The 12086-nt window shown below is 68.4% G+C and carries 11 protein-coding genes; 2 read left to right on the top strand and 9 right to left on the bottom strand.

Annotated elements, in window-relative coordinates:
* Positions 1–184: 184 nt before the first annotated feature.
* The 7 genes from VGP60_RS07160 to pfkB all read right to left on the bottom strand — a co-directional run bounded on the left by VGP60_RS07160 (position 185) and on the right by pfkB (position 6150).
* Positions 185–469 carry an HPr family phosphocarrier protein gene (locus VGP60_RS07160; protein WP_327547080.1) on the bottom strand — a complete coding sequence of 95 codons (285 nt, stop codon included), beginning with the start codon at positions 467–469 and terminating at the stop codon, positions 185–187.
* A gap of 27 nt (positions 470–496) precedes the next feature.
* Positions 497–2146 (bottom strand): phosphoenolpyruvate--protein phosphotransferase, encoded by a 1650-nt coding sequence (gene ptsP / locus VGP60_RS07155; RefSeq protein WP_327547079.1) that lies wholly within the window; start codon positions 2144–2146, stop codon positions 497–499.
* A 72-nt stretch (positions 2147–2218) separates the two neighbouring features.
* Positions 2219–3277: a zinc-dependent dehydrogenase gene (locus VGP60_RS07150; RefSeq protein WP_327547078.1), complete on the bottom strand. Its 1059-nt coding sequence runs from the start codon at positions 3275–3277 to the stop codon at positions 2219–2221.
* Positions 3274–3738, bottom strand: coding sequence for a PTS sugar transporter subunit IIA (locus tag VGP60_RS07145; RefSeq protein ID WP_327547077.1), 465 nt, complete (start codon positions 3736–3738; stop codon positions 3274–3276). Before VGP60_RS07145 ends, VGP60_RS07150 begins: the two co-directional genes overlap by 4 nt.
* On the bottom strand, positions 3719–4027 hold the full coding sequence (locus VGP60_RS07140) for a PTS lactose transporter subunit IIB (RefSeq protein ID WP_327547076.1): 309 nt from the start codon (positions 4025–4027) through the stop codon (positions 3719–3721). The genes VGP60_RS07145 and VGP60_RS07140 overlap by 20 nt, the downstream gene beginning before the upstream one ends.
* Positions 4024–5145, bottom strand: coding sequence for a PTS mannitol transporter subunit IICB (locus VGP60_RS07135; protein WP_327547075.1), 1122 nt, complete (start codon positions 5143–5145; stop codon positions 4024–4026). The genes VGP60_RS07140 and VGP60_RS07135 overlap by 4 nt, the downstream gene beginning before the upstream one ends.
* Positions 5146–5208: 63 nt before the next feature.
* The gene (pfkB, locus tag VGP60_RS07130; RefSeq protein ID WP_327547074.1) at positions 5209–6150 is read right to left on the bottom strand and encodes a 1-phosphofructokinase; all 942 of its coding nucleotides are present in this window, start codon (positions 6148–6150) and stop codon (positions 5209–5211) included.
* Between the two features lie 264 nt (positions 6151–6414).
* On the opposite strand from pfkB, the gene VGP60_RS07125 reads away from it, so the two are divergent.
* Positions 6415–7176 (top strand): DeoR/GlpR family DNA-binding transcription regulator, encoded by a 762-nt coding sequence (locus VGP60_RS07125; protein ID WP_327547073.1) that lies wholly within the window; start codon positions 6415–6417, stop codon positions 7174–7176.
* A gap of 22 nt (positions 7177–7198) precedes the next feature.
* Here the strand turns inward: VGP60_RS07125 and VGP60_RS07120 are convergent, their stop codons facing one another.
* Positions 7199–7891 (bottom strand): PAS domain-containing protein, encoded by a 693-nt coding sequence (locus VGP60_RS07120; protein WP_327547072.1) that lies wholly within the window; start codon positions 7889–7891, stop codon positions 7199–7201.
* Positions 7892–8904: 1013 nt separating this feature from the next.
* Here VGP60_RS07120 and VGP60_RS07115 point away from each other — a divergent pair.
* A complete protein-coding gene (locus VGP60_RS07115; protein WP_327547071.1) occupies positions 8905–11664 on the top strand; it encodes an AAA family ATPase in 2760 nt (919 codons plus the stop codon).
* 29 nt (positions 11665–11693) lie between these two features.
* Here the strand turns inward: VGP60_RS07115 and VGP60_RS07110 are convergent, their stop codons facing one another.
* Complete coding sequence (locus VGP60_RS07110) at positions 11694–11975, bottom strand: hypothetical protein (RefSeq protein WP_327547070.1); 282 nt, start codon at positions 11973–11975, stop codon at positions 11694–11696.
* Between the last annotated feature and the right edge of the window lie 111 nt (positions 11976–12086).

The raw sequence follows: 12086 nt of genomic DNA, 5'->3' as shown, positions 1-12086 counted from the left end.
CTAGGTCGTGTCTGGTGAATCTGTTCGATGGGCTTCGTGATCCAGGTGGTTCCTGGCGGTGCGGGGGATTTGCCCTCGTACCGGGTCGTACTCGGGTGAATCCCCCGTGCCGTCAGGGGCCGCCTGGGCGCGGAGACCGCGAACTTGATTCGCCAGACACGACCTAGCGCCCGAAGGCGCCGGATCAGATCTTGGCCGGTGCGTCGGAATCGAGATCCTGCGCCAGCAGCCCGGAGATTTCGGTCAAGGCGGCGTCGGCCCCTTCGCCTTCCGCGACGAGGACGACCTCTTCGCCACCTTTGACCCCGAGCGACATCACCGCGAGGATGCTGGCGGCACTGACCAGCGCGTCCTCCGAACGGCCGATCTTGACCGGGACGGGCTGCTTGCCGGCGGCCTCCACCAGCAGGCGCGCGGGCCTGGCGTGCAGGCCGACCGGGGAACCTATCTTGACTCGTACCGCGGGCATGATTTCCCGTCCTTCCGTTGCGCGGACTCAGAGTCCGCAGGCGATTTCCCTGGCGGTCACGGCGTCGTGAGCACCCAAAACCTGCTCCGCGAGCTTCTGGCACTCCACGAAGGTCTTCTCCTTAAGCGCCGCGCGCACCGCGGGCACGGCAGGCGAGGACATCGACAGACTCGTGATGCCGAGACCGGCGAAAACCGGGGCCAGCAACGCGTCACTGGCCGCCTCACCACAGATCCCGACCGGCTTGCCTGCCCGCTGCGCGGCTTTCGCCGTCAACGCCACCAGATCGAGCAGAGCGGGCTGCCAGGGGTCGAGCAGTTCGCTGAGCTCGCCGAGCATCCGGTCGGCCGCGAAGGTGTACTGCGAGAGGTCGTTGGTCCCGATGCTCACGAAGTCGACCTCGGCGAGGATCTCGTCCGCCCGGATCGCCGCCGCCGGCACCTCGATCATCACGCCGACCTTGCCGATTCCGTACGCCCTCGCGGTTTCCGCGAATTCGGCCGCCTCGGCCGGGGTCGCGATCATCGGCGCCATCACCAGCACCTCGGCGCCGCTGTCCCGCGCGGCGAGGCTGATGGCTTCGAGCTGGGTCTTGACCAGGCCCGGGTTCCGGCGGCCCAGGCGATAACCGCGGACACCGAGGGCCGGGTTCGGCTCGTCGTCGTCGTTCGCGAACGGCACCGGTTTGTCGGCACCGGCGTCGAGCGTCCTGATCACGACCGAACGACCGGCGAACACCGAGAAGACCTTCGCGTAGGCCTCCCGCTGCTCGTCGAGGCTCGGTGCCTCGGTGCGGTCGAGGAACAGGAACTCCGTCCGGAACAGGCCGACCCCTTCGGAGTCCGCGGCGCCCGCGTCGGCGATCCCCGCCGCGCCGCCGACGTTCAGCAGCAGCTTGACCGGGTGCCCGTCGCTCGTCGCGCCCGGACCGGAATGCTTGCCGAGGCGGGCGGCCAGCGCGGCCGTCTCCTCCGCGACACGGCTGACGAGTTCGTCGTCGGGGTCGACCGTGATCAGGCCGAGCGTCCCGTCGACCACGATCCGCTGGCCGTCGGTGAGTGAACCCGCGCCCGCGCAGCCGACCACGGCGGGAATCCCGAGTGCGCGCGCCACGATCGCGGTGTGACTGGTCGGGCCGCCCTTCTCGGTGACGATGGCGACCACCTTGGCCGGATCCAGCGTCACCGTGTCGGCGGGCGCCAGGTCGACGCCGACGAGCACGAACGGCTCGTCGGACTCGGGGATGCCCGGCGGGGCCAGGCCGAGGATGTGCGCGATCGCGCGGTCCCGGATGTCGGCGAGGTCGGTGACCCGCTCGGCGAGGTAGCCCCCGGCCGAGGCGAGCGCGGTGAGGAACTTGCCGAACGCGTCGCGCACGGCCCACGCGGCCGGACGCCCGTTGCCGACCGACTCGCGGATACCGTCGATCAGCGCGGCGTCACCGGCCATCATGATCTGCGTGTCCATGATGTCCTTGGCCTCACCGGTCATCCCGGTGGCGAGCCGTTCGAGCTCCGCGACGACGGCCGCGAGCGCGTCGGTCGCGGCCGAGATCTCGGTCTCGGCGCCGGCGGGCTCCGGCCAGTGCTCGGGCAGGCTGGGCGCCGGCGTGAGCCGCGCGACGACACCGACCGCGGTACCGGGACTCGCCGGGTTTCCACCCAGTGGGGCAGCCAACTTCTCGCCTCCGTGTTCGAAGTTCGGATCAGGGCATGGCGCGCACCCGGCCGGCGGGTGCGCACCACTGCGTCATGCGGTGGCAACCGCTCCGGGCTCGATGGTCACCTTGATGGCCTCACCACTGCTCACGATCTGGATGGCGTCGAGGACGCCGTCGAGCGGGAGCCGGTGGGTGATGAGGTCGTCGACCGGCACCGCGCCGGTGGCGATCAGGTCGAGTGCCCGCTTGTTGTGCGCCGGGCTGGACCCGTTGGCGCCCACGATGGTCAGCTCGCGGTAGTGCACCAGGTTCGAGTCGCAGGCGATGATCGGGTTGTCCTTCGGCAGGCCGCCGAAGAAGCTGATCCGGCCACCGCGTGCCGCCATCCGCAGGCCGTCTTCCTGCGCCTTGCCCGCCGCCGCGGCGGTGATGACGACGTCGACCCCGCGGCCGTCGGTCAGCTTGAGGACCTCTTCGACCGGGTCGACCTCGGAGCCACAGATCGCGGCGTCCGGCTTGACCAGGTTCGCCGCCATTTCCAGGCGGCTCCGGTTCAGCTCGACCAGGTACACCGCCTCGGCACCACGGGCGCGGGCGAGCCGCACGTGCAGGCAGCCGATCGGGCCGGCGCCGACGACCACGACGACGTCACCGGAGCCGACACCGGCGAGTTCCTGTCCATTGAGGACACAGGCGAACGGCTCGGCGACCGAGGCCTCGGCGTAGCTGAGGCCCTCGGGGATCCGGTTGAGCCCGTCGACCTTGAGCACGTTCGACGGCACGATCATGTATTCGGCGAAACCACCGTCGAAGTGGTAGCCCATGGAGAGCTGGTTGGGGCACACCGTCATTCGGCCGCGCTTGCACTCGGCGCACTCGCCACACGGGATCGCCGCGATGACCTGGACGCGGTCACCGGACTCCCAGCCCGAAACGCCTTCGCCGAGCTCGGCGATCTCGCCGGCGATCTCGTGGCCGATGACCCGCGGCGGGTCGATGTGGTGGTGGCCGTGGCGGAAGATCTTCAGGTCCGTGCCGCACGTGGACGTGTTGTGCACCCGGATCTTGATCTCACCGGCCTTCGGCGAGGGCTCAGGCGCCTCTTCGATGCGGATATCACCCGGTGCGTAAAAACGCGCGACCTTCACTGATCTGACTCCTCGTTCATCGATTGCAGTATTCGGATCACCGTCTCGGCGTCCGCCGCCTCACGCAGTCCGGCCGCGAGGTCGGGTTCCATCAGGACACGGGCGAGCGAGGACAGGACGGCGACCTGCTCGTTGCCGTTCGCGGCGATGCCGACGCACATCCGGACGTCGTTGCCGTTCCAGTCGACCCCGCGGGGGTACTGCAGGACGACCAGCGACGTGCGCTTGACGTACTTCCTGGCTTCGTCGGTGCCGTGCGGGATCGCGACGCCCTCGCCGATGAAGGTCGAGACCGACTTCTCCCGCTCGTGCATCGCCGAGACGTACGGCTCTTCGACCGCACCGATCTCGAGCAGGGTCCGGCCGACCTGTTCGATGGCGTCGTCGATGTCCAAAGCGGACAGTCCGAGCCGGATCCCGGAGACCCGCAGCAGCGCGCTGTCAGTCGGCAAGGGAACCACCGTCCCGGATCGCCGCCTCGACCTGGTCGAAGACCGGGTCGCCGAGGAAGCTCTTGAAACCGAGGATGACCGCGTCCGCCGAGCTCTTGCGCGCCCGGCCGACCAGGCCTTCCTGGCACAGCACCAGGTTCGCGTCGGCCGGGATCTCGTTGACCGGCGTGTGCTCGACCTTGATCTTGTACGGCTTGAGGCGCTTGCCCAGCTGGGAGGCGACCATCACGCTGCTGCCCATCCCGGCGTCGCAGGCGATGATGACCTTCTTGATGTCGGATCCCTGAATGCTGCTCATCGAACCGTTCCCTTCGCGTCCGCGGGCACTGCCCCGCCGTTGGCCAACTGTTGCTTCTGTTCTTCCTCTTTAGCACCGCGGCCGAACTTCAGCAGGACCGAAGCGACCACGAAGGACACCGCAGCCGCGACCAGAACCCCGGCGATGACACCGAAGAAGCCGCCCTTCGGGGTGACCGCGAGTACGGCGATGATGCTGCCGGGGGACGGCGTCGCGGTCAGACCGGCACCGGTGAGGCTGAAGACGAAGACACCCGCGGCGCCACCGGCGATCGCGGCGAGGATGAGCCGCGGTGCGGCGAGGATGTACGGGAAGTAGATCTCGTGGATCCCGCCGAAGAACTGGATGACGATCGCGCCGGGCGCGGTGGCCCGCATCGCCTTGGCGCCGAAGAAGGTGATCGCCAGCAGGATGCCGAGGCCGGGGCCGGGGTTCGGCTCGATCAGGAATTCGATCGCCTTGCCGGAGCTGGCGGACTGCGAGACACCCAGCGGGCTCAGCACACCGTGGTTGATCGCGTTGTTGAGGAACAGCACCTTGGCGGGCTCGACGATGATCGAGACCAGCGGCAGCAGGTGGATGTCGATCAGCGCCTGGACGCCGTTGCCGAGGCCCTTGGTGATGGCCTCCACGACCGGGCCGATGCCCAGCATGCCCAGTACCGCCATCAGGCCGCCGATGATCCCGGCGCTGAAGTTGTCGACCAGCATCTTGAACCCGGCGCCCGCGCGGCTGCCGACGTGCTCGTCGAACAGTTTGAGGAGGTAACCGGCGAGCGGGCCGATGACCATCGCGCCGAGGAACATCGGGATGTCGGCCCCGACGGCGATACCGATGGTGGCGACCGCGCCGACGACCGCGCCGCGCTGGCCGTGCACCAGGCGTCCACCGGTGTACCCGATGAGGACCGGCAGCAGGATCTTGATCATCGGATCGACGAGCTGGGCGATATGCGCGTTGGGGGCCCAGCCCGTGGGGATGAACAGGGCGGTGATGAGACCCCAGGCGATGAACGCGCCGATGTTCGGCATGACCATGCTGGCCAGCTGCCCACCGAACCGTTGCACCACGACCCGAGATCGCTCCGCCCTGGTGGGCTCGGCATCTGTCTTCGTCATCATTGACACTTCCCAGCAATCGATCCGGCTACCTGAGATACAACTTCTGCGGGTGCGGCCCGCTCAGGGCTCGTCCCGCAATTTCCGGTCCCAGTCCGGTTCCGCGTGTACGTGGACCGGATGGGACCGAACGTCTTCGGGGCCCGGCATCGTGCTGCCGGGCAGGGACACGGCCGCGGCACCCCAGGCGACACCGGCGCTGAGCGCGGCCACCCCGGCGCCGCCCGCCGCGATGAACCCGGCGAGCATGGCGTCACCGGCACCGACGGTGCTGCGCGCGACGACGGGCGCTTCGGCGTGCCACACGCCGTCGGCCGCCACGAGGACCGCGCCCTTGCTGCCGAGGCTGGCGAGCACGGATCCGGCACCGAGCGCGCGCAGTTCCCGCGCGGCCTCGACGACGTCCCCTAGCGTCCACAGTGGACGTTTGACCGCCTCTTCGAGTTCTTCGAGATTCGGTTTGATCAAGGTGGGCCTGGCTTTCACCGCCGCCAGCAGCGCCGGGCCGCTCGTGTCCACGACGACCTTCGCGCCGCCGGGCTCGAGACGGCGGATGAGGCCGGCGTAGAACTCGTCGCTCATCCCCGGCGGCAGACTGCCGGCGGCGACCACCCAGGAGGCGTCCGCGACATTGCCGAGAACGGCCTCGGAGAAGGCTTTCGTCTCTTCTTCGCTGAGTTCCGCGCCCGCCTCGTTCAGCTTGGTCACGGTGGCGTCGGGCTCGATCACGCTGATGTTGCTGCGCACGGGCCCGGTGGCGGGTACGCGGACCACATCGATGCTGTATTCACCGAGCAGCGTGATCAGCTGCTCGCCTTCGACTCCCCCGGCGGGCACGATGGCCCGCGCCTTGAGTCCGTTGCGCACCAACGCCCTCGCGACGTTGATCCCCTTGCCGCCGGGATGGATGTGCACGGCGGACGCACGATGCAGGCCACCCCGGACGAGTTCGGCGACCTCAACGGTCCGGTCGACACTCGGGTTCGCCGTCACGGTTACGAACACTGGGAACACCACCTCCGCCTCATCGGCCCAAAACTGGACGGCCACCAGGTGGTGCGACACTGACCAATATTGGATTTGGGTGATTTTGCCTGTGTTCTCGTTGTTTTGCAATACCTGCATGGGTTTGCTTCCGCACACGCCCGGCGTGCAGGTCCTTGACCTCCAACAGATTTGACCGAGTTCGGTGTTATCGGTTTGTTGCCAACCGGCAGAACGCCACATAACCTCACATCCCGTACCGCGACCTGCGGAAGGAACCACCCCTTGTACGCCGAAGAACGACAGCAGAGGATCGTCGACCGCTGCCGCGCGCGGCAGCGTGTCGAGGTCTCGGCCCTGGCCGAGGAACTCGCGGTCACCAGCGAAACCATCAGGAGGGATCTCAGGGTCCTGGAACGCCGTGGCGTGCTGCGCCGGGTGCACGGCGGCGCGGTCCCGGTGGAAGGGATCGGGTTCGAGCCCGTCCCCATGCCCACCGGTGGTGTCATGACGGCGGAAAAGGCGCGCATAGCGCGGGCGGCGCTCGCCGAACTGCCCGAAGAGGGCACGATCCTGCTCGACGCCGGCACCACGACCGCACGGCTGGCCGACGAGCTGCCGAGCGACCGGATCCTGACCGTGGTGACCCACTCGGTCCGCATCGCGCTCATGCTCACCACGCGGCCGAACCTGACGGTGATGCTCGTCGGCGGGCGCCTGCGCGGCCGCACACTGGCCACTGTGGACACTTGGGCGCTGCGCGCGCTCAAGGACACCTTCGTCGAGGTGGCTTTCCTTGCCACGAGCGGCGTTTCGCCGGCACGAGGGCTCACGACCCCGGATTCGGCGGAGGCGTCGATCAAACGCGCCGCGATCGGCAGCGCGCGGCGCTGCGTCCTGCTCGCGGATCACACGAAGGTCGGTGACGACCATTTCACGAAGTTCGCGGCACTCAACGAAATCGACACGGTGATCACCGACAGCGGCCTGGACGCCGGGTCCGCCGCCGAACTCGCGGCGGCGGGACCGAAAGTGATCACCGCCTGAAGCCGGCACGGGACCACGCCCGTCACTGGATATAGTCGGGCAGCACCTTCGGCGGCCAGCAGCCGACCCCGAACATGCCCATCGAATAGGCCTTGGACACCAGCGCCGGCCGGTTGGCCACCTTCAGCTTCCGCAGCAACGTGCTCACGTGGTACTCGACGCCACCTCTGCTGAGGTAGAGCATCGCGGCGAGTTGGACGGTGGAGATCCCGGCCGCCACCCCTTCCAGGATGCGCGCGTCCATCGCGGTGAGCGGCTTCTTCCGGCCGGTCAGCACCTGCGGGTCCCGTTCGAGTTCGGGCCGGACGAGTACCATGACGCTCTCGACCTGCCCGCTCTCGCCGAGCACCGCGATGCCGGTGAGCTCGGCGGTGAACGCCGACTCGCCAGGGCGCACCGCGACCATCCGCTCGGTGAACCGGACGCGGCGGCCTTCGGCCAGCCGGGCGAACTGGTGCTCCACCTTGTCGCGGACGCTCGGGTGGAGAAGCTCGAAGAAGCTGTTCCCGCACACGTCGGCCGAGTTCCTCCCGAACTGGCGGAAGAACTCGACGTTGGCCTTGACCACCCGGAGCTTCGGATCCAAGCTCGCCATGCACATGCCCGAGCGGTCGAAGAATGAGCGGAAGACGTCGTTGAATCCGTCGTCTGGTCGTCGTACCGAAATAGTGGCCTGTACCGGTTCGACCAGAGTGGCAGCGGTGCCTGTGCTCATTTTACGACCATTCCTCTCTTCATGAGATGAAGATCCACGCCCTGCGGGGGACGAAAATTCCCCATGTCCTTACCCTTTAGCACTATGGACGCCTGCAGAATCGGAAGTCAACGCCAGCGGAATAGTGACGCTTAAGACTGTGGTGCGAACACCGCTTGGTTCGGACCCGGGGTACCGGGGTTCGGTACGGTGCGGTTCGGTACCCCGCACCACTCGCCACACTGGCGACACAAACCGGTACGTACCAGGGAAACTCGCGGGCAACAGCACACGACGGACAGGGGAACCGGCGGCGCGGGGTAAACGTCTTCCCGCTCTTTTGAGCGGGATATATTCGACGCGGCAATCACGCGCGAACCAATAGACGCGCGGGCGCCGGGCAAGAATTCATCGCGAGGAAGAACGCTCGCGGAACAATCGGATCAGATTACTTGCCGCAAGAAAACAACCGGCAATTCACGTGGCGGCGGAGTATCGATCTCGCCGACAGGCCGGATCGTGCTCCACGCCCGCCGCCGGCACTCGGCCACCGTGGAATTCGGGCGTGGGCACGGCCGAGGACAGCCGTTGCCGAACGTGCTCCATGCTCCACTCCCTTCGGGTCGGCCGAGCCATGAGATCAGGAACCCAGGACCCGGATGTTAGCGGAGCCAATGTGGGCTTACAACCCATGTCCATGGTTTTGCCTTCGTTTACCTACAGACTTGCCCGTTTTACGTCCATCGAGCAACGCGTCCCCGAAGATCGACACCCGACATTGCCAAGCCAAGCGCAGGTAGACCCCTAAAGTGGCCCTGAACTGCGAAAAGTCTTCACCTTAGCCAGGGTCGTACGACCGCCCGCGATCATGCAAGACTGGCGGCGCAACCGCCATGGATAGCAGGCAAACGCAAGCGAAACCACGTGAAGTAGGTTGCAAACCAACATGCCCCCCGATAGAGTGAAAAACCACCTGTACGGTCGTTCAGCGCGCTGATCCGTTCCCCGACAATTTCGAGATGGGAGGGCGATCCTTGTCCGAACGACAGCTTTCCGATCGCTGCCCGCCCGGATGGCACGAGGACAGGCCCGGGGACGAACTGGTCGGGCGTGACGGGGAAGTCGCGCTGCTCGCCGACCGGATCGCCGGCCTCCGCGCCGGGCGGTCCGCGGTGGCGACCGTGACCGGGCGGCCCGGTACCGGGCGAAGCGCTCTGCTGCGGAAAGCCTTGCTGCTGGCCAAAAACGCCGGGGTGCGGACGGTTGCGCTCCGGTGTTCCCGTGCCGACGCCGACGTCCCGTACGGCCTGGTTTCCCGGCTCGCCGCGACGCTCGACTTCCCCCGGCCTGCCGGACCCGCCCAGTGCGGGGAATTCCTCGCCGTCACCCGGGACCGGCCGACGGTCGTCGCCGTCGACGACCTCCAGTGGGCGGACCCGCTCTCCCAGCGGTGGCTGCGAACCGTCGCCCGGCGGCTGCACACGACGTCGCTCTTCCTCGTGTGCGCGGTCCGTGGCCGCCAGTCCGAAGTGGACATCAACGGTCCCTGGGTCTCGGGGTCGGTACTCGAACTGGGCCCGCTGGGCACCGACGAGGTCCGGGAAATCATCGCCGCCGGCTACAGCGGCGCGGTCGAAGACGAGTTCGCGGCCTGCGCGACGACCGCGACCGGCGGTATCCCCGCCGTCCTGAAGGCCGCGCTCGGCCGCTTCGCGCTGACCGGCCTGCCTCCCGCCGCCGCGCAGCTGCCCGCGTTTTCCTTGCGCGCGAACGAAACCGTGAACCACTACCTCGACGACATCATGCTGGACGTGCCGCCGGGCGCGCTGGATCTGCTGCGCGCGATGGCGGTCGCCGACGGCAGTCTCGACTTCGAACTCGTCCGCACGCTGGCCGGTTCCCCCGGCACGCCGACGCCGGAGTTGCTTGGACCGCTGGTGAGCGCCGGCCTCGTGGAGCCGTCCGGCTCACGTCCGGCGGCTCCGGAAGTCACCGGGAAGGTCTTGGCAGGCATGGCCGCCAAGACCCGCCATGCCCTATATTCCCGTGCCGCGGAGCTCGGGCACCTGGCCGCGATCTCCGATCCACCACTGGGCACGCTGCTGCTGGGCGCACCGGCGGTCGGGAAATCCTGGGCGGTCGACACGCTGCACCGGGCGGCCACCCGCCACCGGGTCGAAGGCCGGGCTTCGCAGGCGATGGCCCTGCTCCGGCGGGCGCTGCTCGAACCCGTGGACGAACCGCGGCGCCGGCGGCTGCTGATGGACCTCGCGGCCGCCGAGGTCCGCGAATCGCCCGACGGCAGTGACCGGCGGCTCCGGCAGATCCTGCTCTCCCCGGAAACCCGCGGTGACGGGCCGGTGCTGGTGAAGGCGGCAGATCTCCTCGTCGCCCGGGGGTCCACTTCGGACACCAGGCGGGTCCTCACCACGGTGTGCACCCGCGAGGGCGTCGATCCGGCCGCACTCGAAACGCTGACCGCGCTCGGCTGGCTCGCCCACGGCGGGGAAACCGACGAACGCGAGTTCCCGGTCGCGTCGGCACCCATCCTGCCGCCGTTGCCGGATCTCCCCACCGATCCGACGCAGGCCGCCATCGTCGCCTGGCAGCTGGCCTGCCGCGGCCGGGGACGAAGCCGGGCGAAGACGCTCGCGCGAGCCGCGTTGAACCGGGGTGTGGACCAGAACCGGCCGCTGACGCCGAGAATCGTCGCCGGCATGGCGCTGGGGTACACCGGCGAGACGGCCGAGGCGATGGCCGGGCTCGACGGCGTGCTCGCCGACGCCCGCCGCCAGAACGCCAGGGCCGCCGCGGGGCAGGCTCTGCTGCACCGGGCCATCCTCGCCCAGCGTGACGGGCAGCTGGCCGAAGCCGCCGAGGACCTCGCCTCCGCGCGGGCTCAGCTGCCGCTCAACTGCTGGTCGCCGAGCGCGTTACCGGCCTTCCTCGCGCTGGACGTGCTGGTGAACCTGGAACGCGGCTCACTGGACCGTGCCCAGCGCGCGGCGGCGGTGGAACTGCCTCCTGACGCCGAAAACGGCATCGGCTGGGCGCGATTGCTCTGTGCCCGGGGCGTCGTGGAACTGACCACCGGCAGCCCGGAAGCCGCGCTCCACCGGTTCCAGGAGGCGGGCCGGGTGCTGGTGAGCAGACAGTGGATGAACCCCGCGCTGGTACCGTGGCGGGTACTCGCCGCGACCGCGAACCGCCGGTGCGGCAACGAAAACGCGGCTCGGCGCCTGGTCCGCGAAGAAGTCGAACTGGCCCGGGAATGGGGCTCGCCGACGGCGCTGGGCGTCGCGCATCTCGGTGCGGGGAACGCGCTCGGCGGGGCCGAGGGAACCGGCTACCTCGAAGAGGCCGTGTGGCTGCTCCGGAATTCTCCGGCCCGGCTGAGATACGCCACCGCGGTCATCGACCTCGCCGCGGTGAGACTGGACGCCGGCGAACTCGACGAAGCCACCGCCTTGCTGCGCGGGGCCGAGGATGTGGCACAACTGCACCTGGCGGACGGCCTGGTCCGCAGGCTCCGCGAGCTCTCCGAGCGGCTGGCCGCCAAACGCTCCGCCCCGGACCTCCGGACTCCTTTTTCCCGCCACAGCGTGCTTTCCGGCCAGGAGGAGCATCTCGCGGGGCTCGCCGCGGCCGGTCGCTCCAACACCGAGATCGCGGCTTCCCTCTCGGTGAGCACCCGGACCGTCGAGCTGCGGCTCGCCAAGATCTACCGCAAACTCGGCGTCACCGGCCGCACCGGGCTGCGTTCGGTGTACCTGCGCCAGCCGATGGAAAACTGAGTTTTCTGGCCTTTTCCACCAGGCCTGCCTCAATCGACACTGTGGTGCCGCCGCCCGCCCAATCCTTCGTCGTCGGCGGCATGCCACATCTGCGGGTCGTACGGGGTGTCGGGAACCAGGACGACCTCCTTACCGCGGGGCGATGGCACGACTCCGGAAAACAGTTCGTCCAGGTGAATGTCGATACTTTCCAGATCGTTGAGCAACCGGCGGACGGGGAAGACGTCGCCGAGGCGCGAACGCAGGCCGTCCGCGAGGTTCTGCAGGTCACCGACGATGCGGCGAGCGGTACGGATCTCGTCTTCTGGCATGTCGGTACCCTTCGACTCACTCGAACAAGAATGCCCCGGCGGATTTCCGCGACCGGGTGAACAATCGGCGCCGCGAACAAGGCAACAGTAGAAAGACCGGAGACAGGCCGT

Origin of the sequence: Amycolatopsis sp. (assembly GCF_036008905.1) — a bacterium.
GTDB lineage: Bacteria > Actinomycetota > Actinomycetes > Mycobacteriales > Pseudonocardiaceae > Amycolatopsis.
This window is presented reverse-complemented; position numbering and strand designations above follow the sequence as displayed.

Bases quoted from the DNA above. Each gene is read 5' to 3' on its own strand.
- VGP60_RS07140 (WP_327547076.1), bottom strand. From the start codon at position 4,027: ATGAGCAGCATTCAGGGATCCGACATCAAGAAGGTCATCATCGCCTGC.
- VGP60_RS07110 (WP_327547070.1), bottom strand. From the start codon at position 11,975: ATGCCAGAAGACGAGATCCGTACCGCTCGCCGCATCGTCGGTGACCTG.
- VGP60_RS07120 (WP_327547072.1), bottom strand. From the start codon at position 7,891: ATGAGCACAGGCACCGCTGCCACTCTGGTCGAACCGGTACAGGCCACT.
- VGP60_RS07135 (WP_327547075.1), bottom strand. From the start codon at position 5,145: ATGACGAAGACAGATGCCGAGCCCACCAGGGCGGAGCGATCTCGGGTC.
- VGP60_RS07160 (WP_327547080.1), bottom strand. From the start codon at position 469: ATGCCCGCGGTACGAGTCAAGATAGGTTCCCCGGTCGGCCTGCACGCC.